Origin of the sequence: Maritimibacter harenae (genome assembly GCF_009882975.1) — a bacterium.
Classification (GTDB): domain Bacteria; phylum Pseudomonadota; class Alphaproteobacteria; order Rhodobacterales; family Rhodobacteraceae; genus Maritimibacter; species Maritimibacter harenae.
The window spans coordinates 131,423-151,722 of the sequence record NZ_WTUX01000019.1 but is presented as its reverse complement, the minus strand read 5'-3'; the positions used below and the strand labels follow the sequence as shown (position 1 = coordinate 151,722).

Sequence of the window (20,300 nt, the reverse complement as noted above, 5' to 3'; positions counted from 1 at the left end):
ATTCCGGTCGATTATGAAAACGAATGTTTTTGACGAACTTCATCAAGGAACTTGATATGGCTCGAAATCTGGACCTTACCGCGCTGCGCGCCTTCGTCACCGTGGCCGACGTGGGCGGCGTGACCCGGGCCGCAGGCCTTCTTCACCTGTCGCAATCGGCGGTGTCGATGCAGCTCAAACGGCTCGAGGAAGCGATCGACCAGCCGCTCTTCGACCGCACCGGGCGAAGCATCGCGCTGACCGGCGAAGGCGAGCAGCTTCTGTCCTATGCCCGCCGGATGCTCGAACGGAACGACACGGTGCTCGCGAAACTCACGGATTCGGGGCTCGAGGGCGAGATCACCCTGGGCGTGCCGCACGACATCGTGCTGCCCGCCCTGCCCCCTGTGCTGCAGCGCTTCCATGCGGAGTTTCCGCGCATGAAGGTCACGCTGATCTCGTCCTTTACCCGGGCGCTGAAGGAAGAATTCGTGCGCGGCACCTGCGACATGATCCTGACCACCGAGGTCGACGGCGAAGGCGCGGGCGAAACACTGTGCCAGCTGCCCCTGACCTGGGTCGGGGCGCCGGGCGGCAAGGCATGGAAGCAGCGCCCCCTGCGGCTGGCGTTCGAGGGCAAATGCAAGTTCCGGCCCGGCGTGCAGGCGGCGCTCGATGCGGCCGGCATCCCGTGGGAAATGGCCGTCACCAGCGAGATGAGCCGCACCATCGACGCGAGCGTGAGCGCGGACCTTGCCGTGAACGCGCGGCTCGCGGGCACGCAGATGGACCCGCTGGTCCCCATCGACCACGGCGGCGCGCTGCCGGAGCTGCCGGTGAACAACGTCAATCTCTACGTCGCCGAGAGCTGCCGGGGGGACGCGGCCGAGGGCCTCATCCACATGATCCGGCAGGCCTATGGCGTGCTGGCTCAGCCCAGGCCGGTGGTGACCACGACCTTCCCGGTCGACTTGCGCGAACGCAGAAGCTCGTAGGCGTCGCCCGCCTGTTCGAGCGGCAGGGCGGCGCTGACATGCGGCTTGAGCTTGCCGTCGTCGTACCAGCCCAGCAGCGTCTGCATGCTGTCGCGCAGGACCTGCGGCTTGAAGGCGTTATAGCCGCCCCAGTAGTAGCCCATGATGTTCAGGTTCTTGACCAGCAGGTGGTTGGCCGGGATCTGCGGGATGTCGCCCGAGGCGAAGCCAACCACGAGGATCCGGGCCTCCGGGTTGCAGGCGCGCATCGCGGCCTTGAACTGCTCGCCCCCGACCGGGTCATAGACCACGTCGGCCCCGCCCACGGCCTTGACGACTTCGCGGATGTCATCGGTTTCGCTGTCGACCAGGTGATCGGCGCCCGCCTGCTTGCAGATTTCGAGCTTTTCCTTGCCGCGCGCGCAGGCGATGACCGTGGCCCCCATGAGCTTTCCGATCTCGATCGCCGTCATGCCGACGCCGCCGGCCGCGCCCAGCACGAGGAGCGTCTCGCCCGGCTGAAGCCGCGCGCGGTAATCGAGCCCGACGTGAGAGGTGCCGTAGGCCACCTGGAAGGCCGCCGCGTCGGTGAAGGACATCGAGTCGGGAATCGGCAACGCCTTCTCGGCGGGGAACGTGCCGTATTCGGCCAACCCGCCGCTGCCGCCGCCGATCAGCACGCGGGTCCCCGGCGCCGGCCCTTCGGCACCCGGCCCCAGTTCGCGCACCGTGCCCGCGACTTCCATGCCCAGCGTGAAAGGCAGCGGCGGCTTCTCCTGGTACTGGCCCTTGGCCATCAGAAGGTCGCCGAAGTTCAATCCGCAGGCGGCGATTTCAAGCAAGATTTCGCCATTTCCGGGTGTTGGTCGATTTGTTTCGACCAATGCGGGTATTTTGTCGTAAGCTATTACCTGATAAGCGCGCATGAGGTCCTCCTTGGCGGAAAGCCTAGTCCCCGGACGGGGCAGATGGCGAGGGCGACGCTGCGTGACGCCGTTCGGTACGGAGCCGGAGAACGTGCCGGCCGGACGGGAAACCACCGGGAACGCTGCGGCGCAGCATATCGCGCCGACAAGTTCGTTGCAGAATGCAACACACGTATGTGGCGACGTGTTCCCGTAAGAGAATTGATCTTTGGTATAGTTGCTGATAGACACCGACAAGTTTATGACACTGAAATTTTTGAATTTTTTGCCCGATGTCCAATTTGGCCGAAAAGACAGGTTGTGGTTGAACGTAAATTAGCGCTCACTAGTCTACGTGCGGAGCGCGTTTTGGGAGACGACTTCGATGAAGCATCCAGTGGATGTACATGTGGGCAAGAGAATTCGTCATCGCCGATGGATGGTCGGGATGACTCAGCAGCAGCTTGCGGAAAAAGTCGGGATCAAGTTCCAGCAGATCCAGAAGTACGAGACCGGCATGAACCGCGTCTCGGCCTCGCGTCTGTGGGACATTTCGGACGCCCTTTCGGTGCCGGTGAGCTTCTTCTTCGAAGGGCTCGAAGGCGGGGCGGAGCGCGAGGAAACGCAATCCCTGCCCGAGGATATCCTCGCCGACAAGGAAGCGCTGGAGCTGGTACGCAGCTACTACGCCATTCCGGAAAATCAGCGGCGCAGGCTGTTCGAACTGGCGCGCGTCCTGTCCGACGCCGCCTGAGCGCTTGACGGGTGAGGTGTGAGCCTCTACCGCCGGGATCATCCAGTTTCCGGTGATCCGAAGTGATATCCACTGACCTTCATTCCGAGTTGATCGCGACCGCGCACGCGATGGCCGATGCTGCACGCGCGGCGATTCTCCCGCATTTCCGCTCTGCCGCGCTCACCTCCGACAACAAGCTGTCGGCCGGGTTCGACCCGGTCACGGTCGCCGACCACGCGGCCGAGCTGGCCATGCGCGAGATCCTGGCCGAACGCCGCCCGCATGACGCGGTCCTGGGCGAGGAATATGGCGAAACGACGGGGACCAGCGGGCTGACATGGGTGCTCGACCCGATCGACGGCACCCGCGCCTTCATCTCCGGCACGCCGACCTGGGGCGTGCTGATCGCCTGCGGTGACGCGGACGGCCCGCAGTTGGGCATCATCGACCAGCCTTATATCGGCGAGCGGTTCCTGGGCGGCTTCGGCCGCGCCGAAATGACCGGGCCACGGGGCAATGCCCCGCTCGCCACCCGCGACGTTCCGTCATTGGACGACGCGACGATATTCACGACCTTCCCCGAGGTGGGAAGCCGGGACGAGCGCGATGCGTTCCACCGGCTGGCGGGCGAAGCGAAGCTTACCCGTTACGGGATGGATTGCTACGCCTACGCGCTGGTGGCGGCGGGACAGGTCGACCTCGTGGTCGAGGCCGGGCTCAACGCCTACGACATCCAGGCGCCGATCGCGGTGATCGAGGCGGCCGGCGGTATCGTCACGGACTGGCGCGGCGGACCGGCCCACGACGGCGGACGCGCCCTGGCCGCGGCGAATCCGGACATCCACGCCGCCGCGCTTGCCATCCTGCGGGACGCCCCGTGACCGGCGACGTGACCCTGCGCAACGCGCGGCTGGTCCTGACGATGGACGACGGGGCGCGCGAACTGGCCGGCGTCGACATTCGCCTGTCCAACGGCGTGATCGCGGAAATAGGCGCGGCGCTCGACCCGGTGGGTGAGATCGTGGACGCCTCGGGCTGTCTCGTGACCCCCGGTCTCGTAAACACGCATCACCATCTCTACCAGACCCTCACACGCGCGGTGCCCGGCGGGCAGGACGCGCTGCTCTTCGGATGGCTCAAGACGCTTTACCCCATCTGGGCACGCTTCGGGCCCGAGGACATGCGGATATCTGCCCTCGCCGGGCTGGCCGAGCTTGCGCTGTCCGGCTGCACGCTGACCTCGGACCACCTCTACCTGTTTCCCAACGGGGCGCGGCTTGACGACACGATCGACGCGGCGCGCGAGATCGGGATGCGCTTCCACCCGACGCGCGGCGCCATGTCGATCGGCGAGAGTGACGGCGGCCTGCCGCCCGACAGCCTCGTCGAACGGGATGCGGCGATCCTCGAGGATTGCATCCGCGTCATCGACGCTCATCACGACCCGGCCGAGGGCGCGATGGTGCGGGTCGGGGTCGCGCCCTGTTCGCCCTTCTCGGTGAGCCGCGAGTTGATGCGCGACTCCGCCCTGCTCGCCCGCGACAAGGGCGTGATGCTGCACACGCATCTTGCCGAGAACGAGGAAGACATCGCCTACAGCCATGAAATGTTCGGCTGCCGCCCGGGCCAGTATGCCGAAGACCTTGGCTGGACCGGGGAGGACGTGTGGCACGCCCACTGCGTGAAGCTCGACGGGGACGAGATCGACCTTTTCGCCCGGTCGCGCACCGGCGTGGCGCATTGCCCCTGCTCCAACTGCCGGCTTGGGTCCGGCATCGCCCCGGTGCGCGCCATGCGGGATGCGGGCGTGAAGGTGGGGCTCGGCGTGGACGGCTCGGCCTCCAACGACGCCGGCAACCTGGTGGCCGAGGCGCGGCAGGCGATGCTCCTGCAACGGGTGATGCACGGCGCCGACAAGATGTCCGCGCGCGAAGCGCTGTGGATCGCGACGCGCGGCGGCGCCGAGGTGCTGGGGCGCGACGATTGCGGGCAGATCGCGGTCGGCAAGCGTGCCGATCTTGCACTGTGGGACCTCGACACGATCGAGGCGGCGGGAAGCTGGGACCCGGCAGCACTTCTCCTGGCGGGCCCCACCCGGGTGCGCCATCTTTTCGTCGAGGGGCGGCAGGTGGTGCGTGACGGGCACGTGACCACCATCGACCTGCCTCGTGTGATCGAGACGCAGAACGCCCGCGCTGCCCAGCTGGCCTCCTGACCGGACCCCGATCGGGCAAAGTCAAATTGGACACATAACAATTTGACCCGATCCCGGCGCGTGCCATAGTGCGCGCGGGGGTATCGGGATGACCACTGCAACACTGGATCACCTCGTCGTCACGGCGGCCAAGCTGGACAGCGGCGTGGAGCTTGTCGAGACGACGCTCGGCCAGCCGATGGATGGCGGCGGCGATCACGCGGCAATGGGCACGCACAACCGGCTCCTGTCCATGGGCCCCGAGGATTATCTCGAAGTCATCGCCGTGAACCCGGCGGCGACCGCCCCGGGCCACCCGAGGTTCTTCGATCTCGACAACCGCACCGGCGCGCCCGCGCTCACCAACTGGGTGATGCGGGTCGATGTGCTGGCGGATGCGCTCGAGGTCGCGCCACCGGGGATCGGCGAAGGGCTCGCCCTGTCGCGCGGCCCCTACGCCTGGCGCATGGCGGTGCCCGCAGACGGTAAACTGCCGTTCGACGGGCTCTTTCCCAGCCTGATCCAGTGGGATTCGCCCAACCCCGCCCCCGCCATCCCGGACGGCGGCGCGCGGCTCATCCGCCTGACGCTGACGCATCCGGACGCGGAGGGGCTGTCCCAGGCCCTCGCCCCCTTCCTCGACGACGACCGCGTGGTCGTCACGGAGGGCCCCGTCGGGATGGAAGCCCTGATCCGCTCCGGCGGAAAGGATGTCGTTCTGTCCTGATGCTTTGACCTGTCACGCCCCCGGCAAACCTGATTAACTGACCCCATGTCGCTTTGGTCCCGCATCACCGACGCGCTCTCGGCCCTGACCTCCGGCGAAAGCCTGTCGGAGGTCTTTTCGCGCCTGCGCACCCCGCCCGAGCGTTCGGCCGGTTTCGCCATCGCCGTGATCGCGCTGGGGGCCAAGATGGCCAAGGCCGACGGGCTCGTGACCCGCAACGAGGTCTCGGCCTTCCGGGAGGTCTTCACCATTCCGCCCGCCGAGGAGAAGAACGCGGCCCGTATCTTCAACCTCGCGCGCCAGGATGTCGCCGGTTTCCAGCAATACGCCGAGAAGATCGCGGGGCTCTTCGGCCGCGGCGACCCGGCGCTGTGCGACCTGATGGAGGGGCTTTTCCACATTGCGCTGGCCGACGGGTCCTACCATCCCAACGAGGACGCCTTCCTCGCGCGGGTGGCCGAGATCTTCGGCATCGACGAGCGTCGGTTCCGGTCGCTGCGCGCGCGCTTCGTGGACGGCGCCGATCCCGACCCGTACGCGGTGCTGGGCGTCACCCCGGACACACCGCTGCCGGAGATCCGCAAGGCTTGGCGCGCCGAGGTCCGGGCCGCCCACCCCGACCAGCTCGTCGCGCGCGGCGTGCCGGAAGAGGCGGTGAAGCTGGCCGAACGCCACCTGATCGCCGTGAACCGAGCCTGGGAAGAGATCAGCGAAAGCCGCGCCTGATGGTCCGCATCGCCACCTACAACACGGAATGGTTCGACGCGCTCTTCGACGACGACGGGGAACTGCTGGAGGACGGCGGCTGGTCGGGGCGCCACGACGTGACGCGTGCCGACCAATTGACCGCGCTCGCCATCGTCTTCACCGCGATGGACGCGGACGCGGTGATGATCATCGAGGCGCCGGACGACAACCGCCGCCGGTCGACCGTGCGGGCGCTGGAGAATTTCGCGCACCACTACGGCCTGCGCGCGCGCAAGGCGCTGCTGGGGTTCCGGAACGCCACGCAGCAGGAAATCGCGCTTCTCTACAACCCCGACGTCTTCACCGCGCGCCACGACCCGCGCGGCGAAGAGACCGGCAAGAAGGGGATCCGGGACGCGCCGCGCTTCGATGGCGTCTTCCGTTTCGATCTCGACACCGACGCGACGCCCGAGCTCGTGCGCTGGTCGAAACCGCCGCTCGAGGTGGCGCTGACCCTGCGCGAGACCGGGCGCGAGATTCGGCTCATCGGCGTTCACGCGAAGTCCAAGGCCCCCCACGGGGCGGAGGCGCCGGAAGAAGTCATGCGTCTCGCCATCGAGAACCGCCGCAAGCAGATGGCGCAATGCATCTGGCTGCGCCAGCGGGTCGACGACCACCTGATGAACGGCGACAGCCTCATCGTGCTGGGCGACTTCAACGACGGCCCCGGACTCGACGAATACGAGAAGCTCTTCGGACGCTCCGGAGTCGAGGTGGTGTTGGGCGAGGATGGGCGGGCCGAGCTCTACGACCCGCACGCGCGGCTTGCCGTGTCGCGGCGCGTGGGACCGATGCCGGTGACCGCGCGGTTCTGGATCCACGGCGAGGACCGCTATCTCCAGGCGCTGCTGGATTACGTCATGGTATCGCGCGACCTGATGGAGCCGCGGCCCCGCTGGCGCATCTGGCACCCCTTCGATGACCCGGTCTGCTACCACACGGCGGAACTGCGCGACGCGCTCCTGACCGCGTCCGACCACTTTCCGGTGAGCCTCGACATCGAGCTGTGACTTGGCAGCTGCCCCGGGCGCGCCCATATTGGGAGCATGAAGAGCGTCGCACATATCGCCCTTGTCGCCTGTCTCGCGGCCACGCCGGTGGCCGCGCAGGAGGAAGAGGGCAACAGCGACCTGCGCGACGGTGCGCGCAAGATGTCGGAAGCCTTCGAGCTTCTGTTCAAGGGCCTGTCGAAGGAGATGGAACCCCTCTCCGAAGCGTGGCGCGAAATGCTCGAGGATCTCGGGGACCTGCCGCAGTACGAGGCGCCCGAAACCCTGCCCAACGGCGACATCATCATTCGCCGGAAGCGCCCGCTGCCCGACACCATCGACGGCACGCCCATCTGACGCGCCCGCGCCCGGTCTTTTTCTCACCGCCCCCGTGCGGGCGCGGTTGCCCTTGATGCGCGTGCGTGGTCTTTTCGCGGACAAACGCGCAAGGACGAGGGCCATCATGGAACTGAAATCGGAGAACGCCTGTTTCGGCGGCACGCAAGGCGTCTATACCCACAAATCGCGCGCGACGGGGACCGACATGACGTTCGGCCTGTTCCTGCCGCCCGAGGCGCGCGACGGCATGGTGCCGGTGCTGTGGTACCTGTCCGGCCTCACCTGCACCCACGAAAACGCGATGACCAAGGCGGGTGCCCAGGCCTGGGCGGCCGAACAGGGGCTGGCGCTGGTCTTTCCCGACACCTCGCCGCGCGGACCCGGAGTCGCCGACGACGAGGCCTTCGACCTGGGCCAGGGCGCGGGCTTCTACGTCAACGCGACCGAAGATCCCTGGGCGCGCCATTACCGGATGTGGGACTACGTGACCGAGGACCTGCCGGAGCTTCTGTTCGACACCTTCCCGCTCGACCCCGAACGCCAGGCGATCACCGGCCATTCGATGGGCGGGCACGGGGCGCTCACGATCGCGATGACGCTGCCGGAACGGTTCCGCAGCGTTTCGGCCTTCGCGCCGATCTGCCACCCGACCGCCTCCGATTGGGGCCAGAAACAGCTCACCGCCTACCTCGGCGACGACCAGGAGGCCTGGGACGCCCACGACGCGGCCTTCCTGATGCGTGAGCGGGGCTTTGACGGGCCGATGCTGATCGACACCGGCACAAAGGACCAGTTCATCGACCTTTTGATGCCCGAAACCCTGATGCAGGAGGTGGGCCAACGCCGACAGCAGGCCGTGATGCGGCTCCAGCCCGGCTACGACCACAGTTACTTCTTCGTGGCCTCCTTCATGGAAGAACACGTCGCGTTCCACGCCGAGGCGCTCTACGCGTGATCTATGTGGACGCCGATGCCTGCCCGGTGAAATCCGAGGCCGAGGCGGTCGCGACACGTCACCGCGTGCCGCTGGCGCTCGTGTGCAACGGCGGGCTGCGCCCCTCGGCCAACCCGCTGGTCGAGGTGGTCTATGTCCCCGACGGGCCGGACGAGGCGGACAAGTGGATCGCCGAGCGCGTGGGTCCCGGAGACGTCGTGGTCACCGGGGACATCCCGCTGGCCGCGAAATGCGTGGAGGCCGGGGCGCGGGTCGTCAAACATGACGGCGACGCGCTGAGCGGCGCCAACATCGGCCAGGCGCTGGCGACCCGTGACCTGATGAGCGACCTGCGCGCGGCCGATCCATTCCGCCAAGGCGGAGGGCGTGCCTTCTCGAAGGCCGACCGGTCGCGGTTTCGCGATGGGCTGGAACGCGCGCTGCGGCTGGCGGACAGCGACGCGCGCGCGGGGTGAGACGTGGGTCAGCGCGCGGTATTGTCCGGACAATGGGGTCACGCGGCGCTGGCGCTTCCTAGAATCCTAGAATCCTAGAATCCTAGAATCCTAGAATCCTAGAATCCTAGAATCCTAGAAATCCGAAATCGACGCGCCCCAGGCGCGCAAGAAGGAAACCCCTTGCTGCCCACCCCGAATAGACTATAAAACTAGTTATATAGATCACTCTGGAGATCGTCATGACACCCGACCTCGCCGCCGCCGGATTTGCTGCCATCGGGTCCGAGCCCCGACTTGCCGTGCTCAAGACGCTCGTGCGGGCCGGGTCGGACGGGTTGAACATCGCCGCGATCCAGGACCGGACGGGGATCGCGCAATCGACCCTGGCCCACCACCTAAAATCGCTCGTCGCCGGCGGGCTCGTCCGGCAGGAGCGGCGCGGACGCGAGACGATCAACCGCGCCGATTACGACCAACTGCGCAGCCTGGCCGCCTACATCCTCGCCGAATGCTGCGTCGACGAAAACGGCGATGCCTGCGGGGTAGGCGCGCAGGTGGGAGTGCGCGCATGACCGAAACGACCCTTCCCCGCCCGGCCGGTGCGCTGGCGCGCGCCAAACGCTTCAGGTCGCCCTGGACCGTCTCCGCGCTCCTGCTCCTCGCGGTCGCGATCCTCGATCCCGGCCGCTTCAGTACGATCGGCACGGACGCCGCGCGGGCGTTCGCCGGCACCCTGCCCTTCATCCTCGTGGCGGTGACGCTGGTCGCCTATCTCAAGGCCTCGGGCGCCGAGACCATGATCGGCCGCGCCTTCGAAGGCCGGGAGGCGACCGCGATCGTGCTCGCCGCCCTCTTCGGCGGGCTCGCCCCGTTCTGCTCCTGCGAGGTGATCCCGTTCGTCGCCGGACTGATCGCGCTCGGCGCCCCGATCGCGGCGATCATGGCGTTCTGGCTCGCCTCGCCGCTGATCGACCCGGGCTCGCTCCTCATCACCGCCGCCGCGCTCGACTGGCCTTTCGCCATCGGCAAGGCAACGGCGGCCGTGGGCCTCGGGCTGTTCGGCGGCTTCGTCACGATGGCCATCGCGCGCATGGGGCTCCTGACCGGTGTCGCGAAGCCCCGCCCACGACAGGGCTGTGGCTGCGGTGCGAACCCGGCGACGGGTCGGCCGCACTGGGCCATCTGGACGGTGCCCGAAAGGCGCGACGTATTCCGCACCGAAGGCTGGGACAACCTCGTCTTCCTCGTGAAATGGCTGATCCTGGCCTACGTCCTCGAGGCGCTCCTGATCACCTACATGCCGGCGGACTGGATCGCCTCCGTCGTGGGCGGCGAGGGGACGGGTCCCATCGTGCTCTCGGCGCTCGTCGGCATGCCCGCCTATCTCAACAGCTACGTCGCCCCCGCGCTCCTCGCCGGCCTCATGGAACAGGGGATGAGCGCGGGCGCCGCGATGGCCTTCATGGTCGCGGGCGCGGTCAGTTCCATCCCGGCGATGGCCGCGATCTGGGCGCTGGTCAAGCCGCATGTCTTCGCGCTCTACCTGGGCCTCGGGCTGACCGGCGCGGTGATCGCGGGGATGATCTACCAGGCGGTGATCTGACCGCCCCGCACGCTCCCGTCCGCCCCGCCCCGGTTCCGCCACGTTGCGCCCCCTTGCCACCCGCGCGCCCCGACGCTAGGCAAGAGCGACCCCAGAACGAGGCGGACGAATGGCCCAGGACGACCCGAAAACGCTGGTTTCGACCGAATGGCTGGCCCGGCACCTGAACGATCCCGACCTGCGCGTCATCGACGCGTCGTGGCACATGCCCGACGCGGAACGCGACCCGAAGGCGGAATACGACCAGGTCCACATCCCCGGCGCACGGTTCTTCGACATCGACGAGATTTCCGACCAGCGCTCGGACCTGCCGCACATGGTCCCGCCGGTCGAGAAGTTCATGTCGCGCATGCGCGCGATGGGGATCGGCGACGGCCACCAGGTGGTGGTCTATGACACCGTCGGGCTGTTCTCGGCCCCGCGCGTCTGGTGGACCTTCCGCCTGATGGGCAAGACCGATGTCGCCGTGCTCGACGGCGGTCTGCCGAAATGGGTCGCCGAAGGCCGCCCGACCGAGGACATGCCCCCGGTCATCCGCGACCGCCACATGACGGTGTCGCGCCAGGCCGACCTCGTGAAGGACGTGACCCAGGTGGCCGCGGCCGCCAAGCTGGGCGACTGGCAGATCGTCGACGCCCGCTCTGGCGACCGGTTCCGCGGCGAAGCCCCGGAACCGCGCGAGGGGCTGCGCTCGGGCCATATACCCGGTTCGAAGAACCTGTGCTTCCGCGACCTCATCGACGCGGACGGCACCATGAAGGACGACAGCGCCCTGCGTGCGGCCTTCGAAGGGGCCGGCGTGGATCTCGGCAAACCCGTCATCTCGTCCTGCGGGTCGGGCGTGACGGCGGCGGTCCTCGACCTGGCGCTCGCCCGGCTCGGGCACCCGCGGCATGCGATCTACGACGGATCCTGGGCCGAATGGGGCATGTACAACGATCTGAAGGTCGCCACCGGCGACGCGTGACATTGACCGGCCACATCGGCCGAAACCCGGAGAGACGAGATGTTCGAACATCTGAATGCACAGGCGCAGGACAAGATCATGGCGCTCATGGTCGAATACCGCGAGGACCCGCGCGACACCAAGGTCGACCTCGGTGTCGGCGTCTACAAGGACCCGACCGGCAACACCCCGGTAATGCGCGCCGTGAAGGCGGCCGAGCAGCGGCTGATCGATACCGAGACGACCAAGAGCTACACGGCGCTGGCCGGTGACCCGGCCTTCGTGAACGCGCTGTCGGGCCTCGTGCTGGGCGACGCGGTCGAGGCCGACCGGCTTGCCGGCGCCGCCCAGCCCGGCGGCACCGGCGCGATCCACCAGGCGCTGGAACTGGCCAAGATGGCAAACCCGGACGTGACCATCTGGGTGTCGCAGCCGACCTGGCCGAACCACCTGTCGATCATCAAGCACCTCAAGTTGCCGATGGTCGAATACAGCTACTTCGACAACGACACCCGCGCGGTCGACTTCGGCGCGATGATGTCCGACCTCGACGGCGTCAAGCAGGGCGACGTGGTCATCCTGCACGGCTGCTGCCACAACCCGACAGGTGCCAACCTGAACCTCGAGCAATGGCGTGAAGTCACCGAGCTTCTCGGCAAGAAGGGTGCGCTGCCGCTCATCGACATCGCCTACCAGGGCTTCGGCGACGGGCTCGAAGCGGACGCGGCCGGCGTGCGCCACGTGGCCTCGACGCTGGACGAGGCACTGATCGCGGCGAGCTGCTCCAAGAACTTCGGTGTCTACCGTGAACGCACCGGCCTCCTGATGGCGAAAACGCCGGACGAGAAGCTCAAGACGGTGACGCAGCAGAACCTGACGCACCTGAACCGGCAGAACTTCTCCTTTCCGCCTGACCACGGCGCCCGCGTGGTGCAGATGATCCTCGACGACCCCACGCTGCGCGCCGACTGGGAATCCGAGCTCGAGGACGTGCGCACCACGATGCTCGCCCTGCGCAAGCAACTGGCCGAGGCGCTGCAGGCGCGTACCGGCTCCGACCGGTTCGGCTTCATCGCCGAGCACCGCGGCATGTTCTCGCGCCTCGGCGCGACGCCGGAGCAGGTAAACGCGATGAAGGAAAAGCACGGGATCTACATGGTCGGCGACAGCCGCATGAACATCGCCGGCCTGAACAAGGACACGGTGGACATTCTCGCCGACGCGATCGTCGACGCGGGCGTCTGACCCGGACTTGCGCCGGCTTCGCCGCCGCCGCGCGCCGCGCCCTTCGGGCGCGGCGTTTTGCGTTCCGCCCCCCCACTTTCGACCTTGATCAAGGCCGCGGGGGGCTCCGCCCCACGCCGCACGCCAGGGCGTCCGGCGTCCCCCCGAGGTATTTCCGAAACGAAGAAGACGTCCCTTTACCGATCATTAAGGTTAACGCGTCATGATGGCAGCGCGTCACAGGCAGAGGTGCCGATGGACGTAAACGGAGAAGCCCCCTGTGCCCGGCACAGGGGGTGGACCCGGTCCTTCTCTGTTTCTGAAATACCTTCGGGGGTGAGCGGCGAAGCCGCGAGGGGGCAGACAGCCCCCTGCGGCGCATGTCTCCCGGCGCAGGAATCCGGGCAGGACACCGCGCCGCGGACGAAGCCCGCGGCGCAACACTTTCCTACATGTGGATCGGACCGTCGCCGCAGGCCAGCGCCGCCTCGCGCACCGCTTCCGAGAAGGTCGGGTGGGCATGGCAGGTCCGGGCCAGGTCCTCGGCCGCCGCGCCGAACTCCATCGCGACGCAGGCTTCGTGGATCAGGTCACCGGCGGACGGGCCGATGATATGCACGCCCAGGATCCGGTCGGTGTCCTTGTCCGACAGGATCTTCACGAACCCGTCGCCCTGGAAGACCGCCTTGGCCCGCGCGTTGCCCATGAACGAGAACTTGCCGACCTTGTAGTTGCGGCCCTCGTCCTTGAGCTGCTCCTCGGTCTTGCCGACCGCGGCCACTTCGGGCGTGGTGTAGATCACGCTGGGGATCACGTCGTAGTTCACGTGGCCCGCCTGCCCGGCGATGGATTCGGCGACCGCCATGCCCTCGTCCTCCGCCTTGTGGGCGAGCATCGGGCCGGGGGTCGCGTCGCCGATGGCCCAGATGCCGTCGACGTTGGTCTTCCAGTGGTCGACCTCGACCACGCCGCGGTCGGTCACGTTCACGCCGGCCTCCTTCAGCCCCAGCCCGTCCGTGAACGGGCGGCGGCCGGTGGCGACGAGGACCACGTCGGCGTCGAGCACCTCTTCGCTGTCGTCCTTCTTGAGCTTGTAGCTCACCTTCGCCTTGGTCTTGAGCGCCTCGACCCCCTGCACCGCGGCGCCGAGGATGAAGTCCATGCCCTGCTTCTTGAGGAGCTTCTGGAACTGCTTGCCGACTTCGGCATCCATGCCCGGCGTGATGTGGTCAAGGTATTCGACCACCGTCACCTCGGACCCCAGGCGGGCGTAGACGGACCCCATCTCGAGCCCGATGACACCCGCGCCGATCACCACGAGCTTCTTGGGGATCTTGCCCAGCTCCAGCGCGCCGGTGGAGGTCACGACGGTCTTCTCGTCGATCTCCACGCCCGGCAGGCTGGACGCCTCGGACCCGGTGGCGATCACGATGTTCTTGGCCTTGTGGGTCTCGTCGCCGACGGTCACTTCACCCTTGCCGGAGATCTTGCCCCAGCCCTTGATCCAGTCGACCTTGTTCTTCTTGAACAGGAACTCGATCCCCTTGGTGTTGGTCGCCACCACGTCGTCCTTGTAGGCCAGCATCTGCTTCCAGTCGACCGAGGGCGCCTTGCCCTTCAGGCCCATCGTGGCGAAGTTGTGCTCGGCCTCGTGCAGCGAATGCGTCGCGTGCAGCAGCGCCTTGGACGGGATGCAGCCGACGTTGAGGCAGGTTCCGCCCAGCGTGTCGCGCCCCTCGACGCAGGCCGTCTTGAGCCCGAGCTGGGCGCAGCGGATGGCGCAGACATAGCCGCCGGGGCCGCTGCCGATCACGATCACATCATAGTCTGCCATGACTTACTCCTTTGGCGTTTTGTCCGGTGCTCCGGGCATGCGTATGGTTCGTTCCCCGCCGTCACACCAGCGCGGCGAGGATCATCAGGAAGGTCGCGAGGAACCCGACGAAGAAGATGTACGAGCGCCAGGGCGCCCAACCGAAATAGTAGGCCGCGACATAGAGCACACGCGCGGCGAGATAGACCCACGCGCAAACGGCCGTGAAAAGGGTCGATTGATCCGAAATGGATACGATCACCACCGCGATGGTGAAAAGGATGAGCGCCTCGAAGTGATTGTTGAAGGCGCGCACCAGCCGCCCCGTCCCGTCCGAGACCTGGTCGAACAGCGGAGTCTTGAGCCGCGAGGCGTCGCGCGGCGACGTGGTCTTGCCGACGCCGAGCTCGATGTTGGCCGGGATCGCCATGAGCGCGAACTGCACGGCCTGCAGCAGCGCGGCGAGCGCGAGAACGGTGAGTTCCGGGGTCATTCGTCCTTCCCTTCCAGGCGCCGCTTCGTGTAGGCGCGAAAGCCGAACGCCATGGCGAGCGAGATCGCGGCATAGGCCGCCACGATCACCCACATGGTGCGCGCGTCCGTGTCGCTCGAGGTCACCACGAAATAGGCCAGCACGCTGAACACGGCGACGCGCAGGGCCCAGTTGCGCAGGATCTGGGCCGACGTGGCGAGGCCGGCGGGCGCTTTCGGTTTCTTGTCTTCAGCGCTCATGTCAGCTCCTCGTCACGAAGGTCACCCCGACCAGTAGGGCGACGATGCCCAACGTCGCGACCTGCCAGATCACCGTGCGCAGCCACGGCAGGCCGCTCAGGTAGGCCGGCAGATAGGCCGCCCGTCCCCCAAGGTAGAGCCAAACGCCCCACTGGGTCCATGCACCACCGCGCCCCGACAGCTCGGCCACCAGGGCAAGCGCGAGGAAGGCGGGGGCGGTTTCCAGAAGGTTCCACAATGCGCGGTGCGCCCGGCCGGCCATCGGGCCGGCTTCGGGCGGCGTGTCGCGTGGGCCCACGGTCCAGGCGTTGCCCACGCTGCCTTTCAGAAGGAAGCTGTCCACGCTCACATGGACGAGGACCAGCACCGCCAGTCCGACCAATCCGATGAGCGCCATGGACATTCATAAGGCCTCCGTTGCGGGGGCGCTCAAGGGGTGGGTGATCACCCACCCCGCGCTCACAGGTCCATCAGCAGGCGGCGGGGATCCTCGAGCGCTTCCTTGACGCGCACGAGGAAGGTCACGGCGCCCTTGCCGTCGACGATGCGGTGGTCGTAGCTCAGCGCCAGGTACATCATCGGGCGGATCTTGATCTCGCCGTCGACGACCATCGGCCGTTCCTGGATCTTGTGCATGCCGAGGATGCCCGACTGCGGCGGGTTCAGGATCGGCGAGGACATGAGCGACCCGTAGACGCCGCCGTTCGAGATGGTGAACGAGCCGCCCTGCATCTCGGCCATCGAGAGCTTGCCGTCACGGGCGCGCTTGCCCATGTCGTTGATCGTGCCCTCGATCCGGTGGAACGACATCTGGTCGGCGTCGCGCACGACCGGAACGACCAGGCCGTTCGGAGTGCCGACGGCCACGCCCATGTGGACGTAGTTCTTGTAGATGATGTCGGTGCCGTCGATCTCTGCGTTCACCTCGGGCACTTCCTTGAGCGCGTGGCAGCAGGCCTTCACGAAGAAGGACATGAAGCCGAGCTTGATGCCGTGCTTCTTCTGGAACAGGTCCTTGTACTCGTTGCGCAGGTCCATGACCGCCGTCATGTCCACCTCGTTGTAGGTGGTGAGCATGGCCGCGGTGTTCTGCGCGTCCTTCAGGCGGCGCGCGATGGTCTGGCGCAGGCGCGTCATCTTGACACGCTCTTCGCGGGCCTCGTCGTCGGCGGCCACCGGGGCGCGCGGGACCGAGGCGGGGGCCGGCGTGGAGGACGGGGCGGAGGCGGACTTGGAGGCCGAGATCGCGGCCTGCACGTCTTCCTTCATCACCCGGCCGTCGCGGCCGGAGCCCTTCACGTCCTCGGGCTTGAGACCGGCTTCGGCCATCATCTTCTTGGCCGAGGGCGCGTCTTCCACGTCCTTGTCGCCGGCCTTCGCCGGGGCCTCGCTTTCGGCGGCCGGCGCGTCCTTCGACGCGCTCTTCGCCGGGGCGGCGCCGGAGGAGGACAGCACGCCGAGCTTGCCGCCGGCCGAGACCGTTTCGCCCTCGTCCGCGAGGATTTCGGTGATGGTGCCGGCGGACGGCGCGGGCACTTCGACCGAGACCTTGTCGGTTTCAAGCTCGCACAGCATCTCGTCCGCCGCGACGCTGTCGCCGACCTTCTTGAACCAGGTGGAGACGGTCGCCTCGGACACGGATTCACCCAGGGCCGGGACCATGATGTCTACGGTCTCGCCGCCGGCGCTTTCGACCGGGGCTTCTTCCTTGGGTGCCTCGGCCTTCTCCGATTTCGGCGCGGGCTTGGCCCCTTCGCCTTCCTCGATGGTGGCCAGCAGCGCGTCGACACCGACAGTGTCGCCTTCGTTCGCGACGATGTCGCCCAGGGTCCCGGCGGCGGGCGCCGGAACCTCGACGGTCACCTTGTCGGTCTCGAGCTCGCAGAGCATTTCATCGGCGGATACGGCATCACCCGGTTTCTTGAACCACGTTGCGACGGTGGCTTCGGTGACGCTTTCCCCAAGCGTGGGAACACGGACTTCGGTGCTCATCAGGTCTTATCCTTTGATGTTCAGCGCGTCGTTCACGAGCGCGGCTTGCTGTGCTTTGTGCTGGCTGGCGAGGCCCGTTGCGGGCGAAGCCGAGGCGGCGCGACCGGCGTAGGTCGGGCGGGTATTCTCGTCGCGGATGCGCGAGAGCACCCATTCGATGTTGGGCTCCATGAAGAACCAGGCGCCCTGGTTCTTGGGTTCTTCCTGGCACCAGACCACGTCCGCCTGCGGGAAGCGTTCCATCTCCTTCACGAGGCTGAGCGCCGGGAACGGGTAGAACTGTTCGACCCGCATCAGGTAGACGTCGTCGATCCCCGCCTCGTCGCGCGCTTCCAGCAGGTCGTAGTAGACCTTGCCCGAACACATCACGACGCGCTTGATCTTGTCGTCCGCCTTCAGCTTGGCGCTGGAGCGCCCGGTCGCCTTCTGCCCGTCGGCGTCGTCCCACAGCACGCGGTGGAAGGACGAGCCGGTGGTAAAGTCGGCCGCGTCCGACACGCAGAGCTTGTGACGCAGAAGCGATTTCGGCGTCATCAGGATCAGCGGCTTGCGGTAGGAGCGGTGAAGCTGCCGGCGCAGGATGTGGAAGTAGTTGGCCGGGGTCGAGCAGTTGGCCACGATCCAGTTGTCGCCGCCGCACATCTGCAGGAACCGCTCGAGGCGGGCCGAGGAGTGTTCCGGCCCCTGCCCTTCGTAGCCGTGCGGCAGCAGGCAGACGAGCCCGGACATCCGCAGCCACTTCGATTCACCGGAGCTGATGAACTGGTCGAACATGATCTGCGCGCCGTTGGCGAAGTCGCCGAACTGCGCTTCCCAGAGCGTGAGCGCGTTGGGCTCGGCCAGCGAGTAGCCGTATTCGAAGCCCAGCACCGCGTATTCCGAGAGCATCGAGTCGATGACCTCGTAGCGCGCCTGGCCGGACTTGATGTGGTTGAGCGGGTAGAAGCGCTCCTCGGTCTCCTGGTTCACCAGCGCCGAGTGGCGCTGCGAGAACGTGCCGCGGGCCGAGTCCTGGCCGGCGAGCCGGACCGGGTAGCCCTCGGTGAGAAGCGACCCGAAGGCGAGCGCCTCGGCGGTCGCCCAGTCGAAACCCTCACCGCTTTCGAACATCTGCTTCTTGGCGTCGAGAAGCCGACCCACGGTCTTGTGGAGCGCAAAGCCATCGGGGGCCGTGGTGAGCGCCTTGCCGACCTCTTCGAAGGTCTCCTTGGACACAGCGGTTTCGCCGCGCTGGTAATCCTCGCCCTGCTTGTCGAGGTGGGACCAGCGGCCGTCGAGCCAGTCGGCCTTGTTGGGCTTGTATTCCTTGCCCGCCTCGAACTCCTCGTTCAGGTGGGCCTGGAAGGCCGCCTTCATGTCCTCGATCTCGCCCTCGGGGATCAGACCGTCCTTGACCAGCCGCTCGGTGTAGAGCTGGAGGGTCGACTTGTGGGTCTTGATCTCCTTGTACATGAGGGGGTTGGTGAACATCGGTTCGTCCCCCTCGTTGTGGCCGAAGCGGCGGTAGCAGAAGATGTCGATCACCACGTCCTTGTGGAACTTCTGGCGGAACTCGGTCGCCACCTTGGCGGCGTGGACCACGGCCTCGGGGTCGTCGCCGTTCACGTGGAAGATCGGCGCCTCGACCATCAGGGCAAGGTCCGTCGGATAGGGCGAGGTGCGCGAGAAGTGCGGCGCGGTGGTGAAGCCGATCTGGTTGTTCACCACGATGTGGATGGTGCCGCCGGTGCGGTGCCCGCGGATGCCCGAAAGCTGGAAACATTCCGCGACGACGCCCTGGCCGGCGAAGGCCGCGTCGCCGTGCAGCAGCACGGGGATGATCTTGTTGTGCTCGGGGTCGTTGAGCTGATCGCCCTTGGCGCGGGCCTTGCCCAGCACGACCGGGTTCACCGCCTCGAGGTGCGAGGGGTTCGCGGTCAGCGACAGGTGGACGTTGTTGCCGTCGAATTCCCGGTCCGCGGAGGCGCCGAGGTGGTATTTCACGTCGCCGGAGCCGTCCACGTCCTCCGGTTTGAAGCTACCGCCCTGGAATTCGTTGAAGATCGCACGGTAGGGTTTGTTCATCACATTGGCGAGGATGTTCAGGCGGCCCCGGTGCGGCATGCCGACCACGACCTCCTCGACACCCAGGTTGCCGCCGCGCTTGATGATCTGCTCCATCGCCGGGATCACCGCCTCGCCGCCGTCGAGCCCGAAGCGCTTGGTGCCCATGTACTTCACGTGAAGGAATTTCTCGAAGCCCTCGGCCTCGACAAGCTTGTTCAGGATCGCGCGGCGCCCTTCGCGGGTGAAACGGATCTCCTTGCCGTAGCCCTCGATCCGCTCCTTGAGCCACCCGGCTTCGTCGGGGTTCGAGATGTGCATGTATTGCAGCGCGAAGGTGCCGCAGTAGGTCGCGCGCACGATGTCGATGATCTGGCGCATCGAGGCGACTTCGAGCCCCAGGACCTTGTCGAGGAAGATCGGCCGGTCCATGTCGGCGTCGTTGAACCCGTAGCTCTTCGGGTCGAGCTCGGCATGGGGGGACATGTCGCGCATGCCCAGCGGGTCGATGTCGGCCACGAGATGACCGCGGATCCGGTAGGCGCGGATGAGCATCAGCGCGCGCACGCTGTCGAGCACGGCGCGTTTGATCGCGTCCTCGGTGATCTCGATTTCGCGGTTCTTCGCGGTATCGGCGATCTTCTTCGCCAGGTCCTTGGGCGCCTTCTCCACCTCGGCAGGCCATTGGCCGTCGAGCGCGTGGGTGAGTTCGTCATCAGGCTGCGGCGGCCAGTCGGCGCGCATCCAGCTGGGCCCCTGCGCCTCGCGTTTGACCGACACCTCGTCATCCCCGAGTTCGCGGAAGAACGCCTGCCATGCCTCGTCGACCGTGTTCGGGTCGTTGGCGTACCGGGCGTAGAGCTGTTCGAGATACTCGGCGTTGTGCCCCTGCATGAAGGAAGAGGCGTGGAACTGGTCGTTGGGGCTTTGGTCGGTCATGACGTCACCTGACAGAAGGGGATGCG

21 protein-coding genes are annotated in these 20,300 nt (G+C 67.0%); 14 read left to right on the top strand and 7 right to left on the bottom strand.

What is annotated here, in order from left to right:
- Window positions 1-56 precede the first annotated feature (56 nt).
- Window positions 57-974 (top strand): LysR family transcriptional regulator, encoded by a 918-nt coding sequence (locus tag GQE99_RS15435; RefSeq protein ID WP_161352538.1) that lies wholly within the window; start codon window positions 57-59, stop codon window positions 972-974.
- Here the strand turns inward: GQE99_RS15435 and GQE99_RS15430 are convergent.
- Entirely contained in the window at window positions 911-1,879 is a 969-nt protein-coding gene (locus GQE99_RS15430; RefSeq protein WP_161352537.1) for an NADPH:quinone oxidoreductase family protein, read from the bottom strand. The genes GQE99_RS15435 and GQE99_RS15430 overlap by 64 nt on opposite strands.
- A 364-nt stretch (window positions 1,880-2,243) precedes the next feature.
- On the opposite strand from GQE99_RS15430, the gene GQE99_RS15425 reads away from it, so the two are divergent.
- From GQE99_RS15425 to GQE99_RS15365, 13 genes are all read left to right on the top strand, one after another.
- Window positions 2,244-2,612, top strand: a complete 369-nt coding sequence (locus GQE99_RS15425; RefSeq protein ID WP_161352536.1) for a helix-turn-helix domain-containing protein — start codon at window positions 2,244-2,246, stop codon at window positions 2,610-2,612.
- 65 nt (window positions 2,613-2,677) lie between these two features.
- Window positions 2,678-3,475, top strand: a complete 798-nt coding sequence (gene hisN / locus GQE99_RS15420) for a histidinol-phosphatase (RefSeq protein ID WP_328794197.1) — start codon at window positions 2,678-2,680, stop codon at window positions 3,473-3,475.
- Window positions 3,472-4,809 carry an 8-oxoguanine deaminase gene (locus GQE99_RS15415; RefSeq protein ID WP_328794143.1) on the top strand — a complete coding sequence of 446 codons (1,338 nt, stop codon included), beginning with the start codon at window positions 3,472-3,474 and terminating at the stop codon, window positions 4,807-4,809. Before hisN ends, GQE99_RS15415 begins: the two co-directional genes overlap by 4 nt.
- Window positions 4,810-4,897: 88 nt before the next feature.
- Window positions 4,898-5,515: a VOC family protein gene (locus GQE99_RS15410; RefSeq protein WP_161352534.1), complete on the top strand. Its 618-nt coding sequence runs from the start codon at window positions 4,898-4,900 to the stop codon at window positions 5,513-5,515.
- 45 nt (window positions 5,516-5,560) lie between these two features.
- Window positions 5,561-6,241 carry a molecular chaperone DjiA gene (locus GQE99_RS15405; protein ID WP_161352533.1) on the top strand — a complete coding sequence of 227 codons (681 nt, stop codon included), beginning with the start codon at window positions 5,561-5,563 and terminating at the stop codon, window positions 6,239-6,241.
- Window positions 6,241-7,272: an endonuclease/exonuclease/phosphatase family protein gene (locus GQE99_RS15400; RefSeq protein ID WP_161352532.1), complete on the top strand. Its 1,032-nt coding sequence runs from the start codon at window positions 6,241-6,243 to the stop codon at window positions 7,270-7,272. Before GQE99_RS15405 ends, GQE99_RS15400 begins: the two co-directional genes overlap by 1 nt.
- A gap of 36 nt (window positions 7,273-7,308) precedes the next feature.
- On the top strand, window positions 7,309-7,608 hold the full coding sequence (locus GQE99_RS15395) for an AAA+ family ATPase (protein WP_161352531.1): 300 nt from the start codon (window positions 7,309-7,311) through the stop codon (window positions 7,606-7,608).
- A 106-nt stretch (window positions 7,609-7,714) separates the two neighbouring features.
- Window positions 7,715-8,545, top strand: a complete 831-nt coding sequence (fghA, locus tag GQE99_RS15390) for an S-formylglutathione hydrolase (RefSeq protein ID WP_161352530.1) — start codon at window positions 7,715-7,717, stop codon at window positions 8,543-8,545.
- Window positions 8,542-9,000, top strand: coding sequence for a YaiI/YqxD family protein (locus GQE99_RS15385; protein WP_161352529.1), 459 nt, complete (start codon window positions 8,542-8,544; stop codon window positions 8,998-9,000). The genes fghA and GQE99_RS15385 overlap by 4 nt, the downstream gene beginning before the upstream one ends.
- Before the next feature lie 221 nt (window positions 9,001-9,221).
- Window positions 9,222-9,554, top strand: a complete 333-nt coding sequence (locus GQE99_RS15380) for an ArsR/SmtB family transcription factor (protein WP_161352528.1) — start codon at window positions 9,222-9,224, stop codon at window positions 9,552-9,554.
- Window positions 9,551-10,585 (top strand): permease, encoded by a 1,035-nt coding sequence (locus tag GQE99_RS15375; protein ID WP_161352527.1) that lies wholly within the window; start codon window positions 9,551-9,553, stop codon window positions 10,583-10,585. The genes GQE99_RS15380 and GQE99_RS15375 overlap by 4 nt, the downstream gene beginning before the upstream one ends.
- Before the next feature lie 109 nt (window positions 10,586-10,694).
- A complete protein-coding gene (gene sseA / locus GQE99_RS15370; protein ID WP_161352526.1) occupies window positions 10,695-11,552 on the top strand; it encodes a 3-mercaptopyruvate sulfurtransferase in 858 nt (285 codons plus the stop codon).
- Window positions 11,553-11,591: 39 nt separating this feature from the next.
- On the top strand, window positions 11,592-12,776 hold the full coding sequence (locus GQE99_RS15365) for an amino acid aminotransferase (protein WP_161352525.1): 1,185 nt from the start codon (window positions 11,592-11,594) through the stop codon (window positions 12,774-12,776).
- Window positions 12,777-13,203: 427 nt separating this feature from the next.
- On the opposite strand, the gene lpdA is transcribed toward GQE99_RS15365, so the two are convergent.
- The 6 genes from lpdA to GQE99_RS15335 form a co-directional block, all read right to left on the bottom strand.
- The gene (gene lpdA / locus GQE99_RS15360; protein ID WP_161352524.1) at window positions 13,204-14,589 is read right to left on the bottom strand and encodes a dihydrolipoyl dehydrogenase; all 1,386 of its coding nucleotides are present in this window, start codon (window positions 14,587-14,589) and stop codon (window positions 13,204-13,206) included.
- 61 nt (window positions 14,590-14,650) lie between these two features.
- Window positions 14,651-15,061: an MAPEG family protein gene (locus tag GQE99_RS15355; RefSeq protein ID WP_161352523.1), complete on the bottom strand. Its 411-nt coding sequence runs from the start codon at window positions 15,059-15,061 to the stop codon at window positions 14,651-14,653.
- Window positions 15,058-15,300: a hypothetical protein gene (locus tag GQE99_RS15350; RefSeq protein ID WP_161352522.1), complete on the bottom strand. Its 243-nt coding sequence runs from the start codon at window positions 15,298-15,300 to the stop codon at window positions 15,058-15,060. The genes GQE99_RS15355 and GQE99_RS15350 overlap by 4 nt, the downstream gene beginning before the upstream one ends.
- A 1-nt stretch (window position 15,301) precedes the next feature.
- Window positions 15,302-15,697, bottom strand: coding sequence for an MAPEG family protein (locus GQE99_RS15345; protein ID WP_235917259.1), 396 nt, complete (start codon window positions 15,695-15,697; stop codon window positions 15,302-15,304).
- A 62-nt stretch (window positions 15,698-15,759) separates the two neighbouring features.
- Complete coding sequence (gene odhB, locus GQE99_RS15340) at window positions 15,760-17,292, bottom strand: 2-oxoglutarate dehydrogenase complex dihydrolipoyllysine-residue succinyltransferase (RefSeq protein WP_161352520.1); 1,533 nt, start codon at window positions 17,290-17,292, stop codon at window positions 15,760-15,762.
- Window positions 17,293-17,298: 6 nt separating this feature from the next.
- On the bottom strand, window positions 17,299-20,274 hold the full coding sequence (locus tag GQE99_RS15335; protein WP_161352519.1) for a 2-oxoglutarate dehydrogenase E1 component: 2,976 nt from the start codon (window positions 20,272-20,274) through the stop codon (window positions 17,299-17,301).
- Between the last annotated feature and the right edge of the window lie 26 nt (window positions 20,275-20,300).

What these genes read in the sequence shown, in the direction of transcription:
- GQE99_RS15335 (WP_161352519.1), bottom strand. Translation starts at nt 20,274, where the DNA reads ATGACCGACCAAAGCCCCAACGACCAGTTCCACGCCTCTTCCTTCATG.
- GQE99_RS15395 (WP_161352531.1), top strand. Translation starts at nt 7,309, where the DNA reads ATGAAGAGCGTCGCACATATCGCCCTTGTCGCCTGTCTCGCGGCCACG.
- GQE99_RS15435 (WP_161352538.1), top strand. Translation starts at nt 57, where the DNA reads ATGGCTCGAAATCTGGACCTTACCGCGCTGCGCGCCTTCGTCACCGTG.
- GQE99_RS15430 (WP_161352537.1), bottom strand. Translation starts at nt 1,879, where the DNA reads ATGCGCGCTTATCAGGTAATAGCTTACGACAAAATACCCGCATTGGTC.
- GQE99_RS15350 (WP_161352522.1), bottom strand. Translation starts at nt 15,300, where the DNA reads ATGAGCGCTGAAGACAAGAAACCGAAAGCGCCCGCCGGCCTCGCCACG.
- GQE99_RS15410 (WP_161352534.1), top strand. Translation starts at nt 4,898, where the DNA reads ATGACCACTGCAACACTGGATCACCTCGTCGTCACGGCGGCCAAGCTG.
- GQE99_RS15355 (WP_161352523.1), bottom strand. Translation starts at nt 15,061, where the DNA reads ATGACCCCGGAACTCACCGTTCTCGCGCTCGCCGCGCTGCTGCAGGCC.
- fghA (WP_161352530.1), top strand. Translation starts at nt 7,715, where the DNA reads ATGGAACTGAAATCGGAGAACGCCTGTTTCGGCGGCACGCAAGGCGTC.
- sseA (WP_161352526.1), top strand. Translation starts at nt 10,695, where the DNA reads ATGGCCCAGGACGACCCGAAAACGCTGGTTTCGACCGAATGGCTGGCC.
- GQE99_RS15365 (WP_161352525.1), top strand. Translation starts at nt 11,592, where the DNA reads ATGTTCGAACATCTGAATGCACAGGCGCAGGACAAGATCATGGCGCTC.
- GQE99_RS15375 (WP_161352527.1), top strand. Translation starts at nt 9,551, where the DNA reads ATGACCGAAACGACCCTTCCCCGCCCGGCCGGTGCGCTGGCGCGCGCC.
- odhB (WP_161352520.1), bottom strand. Translation starts at nt 17,292, where the DNA reads ATGAGCACCGAAGTCCGTGTTCCCACGCTTGGGGAAAGCGTCACCGAA.
- GQE99_RS15425 (WP_161352536.1), top strand. Translation starts at nt 2,244, where the DNA reads ATGAAGCATCCAGTGGATGTACATGTGGGCAAGAGAATTCGTCATCGC.
- GQE99_RS15380 (WP_161352528.1), top strand. Translation starts at nt 9,222, where the DNA reads ATGACACCCGACCTCGCCGCCGCCGGATTTGCTGCCATCGGGTCCGAG.
- GQE99_RS15345 (WP_235917259.1), bottom strand. Translation starts at nt 15,697, where the DNA reads ATGGCGCTCATCGGATTGGTCGGACTGGCGGTGCTGGTCCTCGTCCAT.
- lpdA (WP_161352524.1), bottom strand. Translation starts at nt 14,589, where the DNA reads ATGGCAGACTATGATGTGATCGTGATCGGCAGCGGCCCCGGCGGCTAT.
- GQE99_RS15400 (WP_161352532.1), top strand. Translation starts at nt 6,241, where the DNA reads ATGGTCCGCATCGCCACCTACAACACGGAATGGTTCGACGCGCTCTTC.
- GQE99_RS15405 (WP_161352533.1), top strand. Translation starts at nt 5,561, where the DNA reads ATGTCGCTTTGGTCCCGCATCACCGACGCGCTCTCGGCCCTGACCTCC.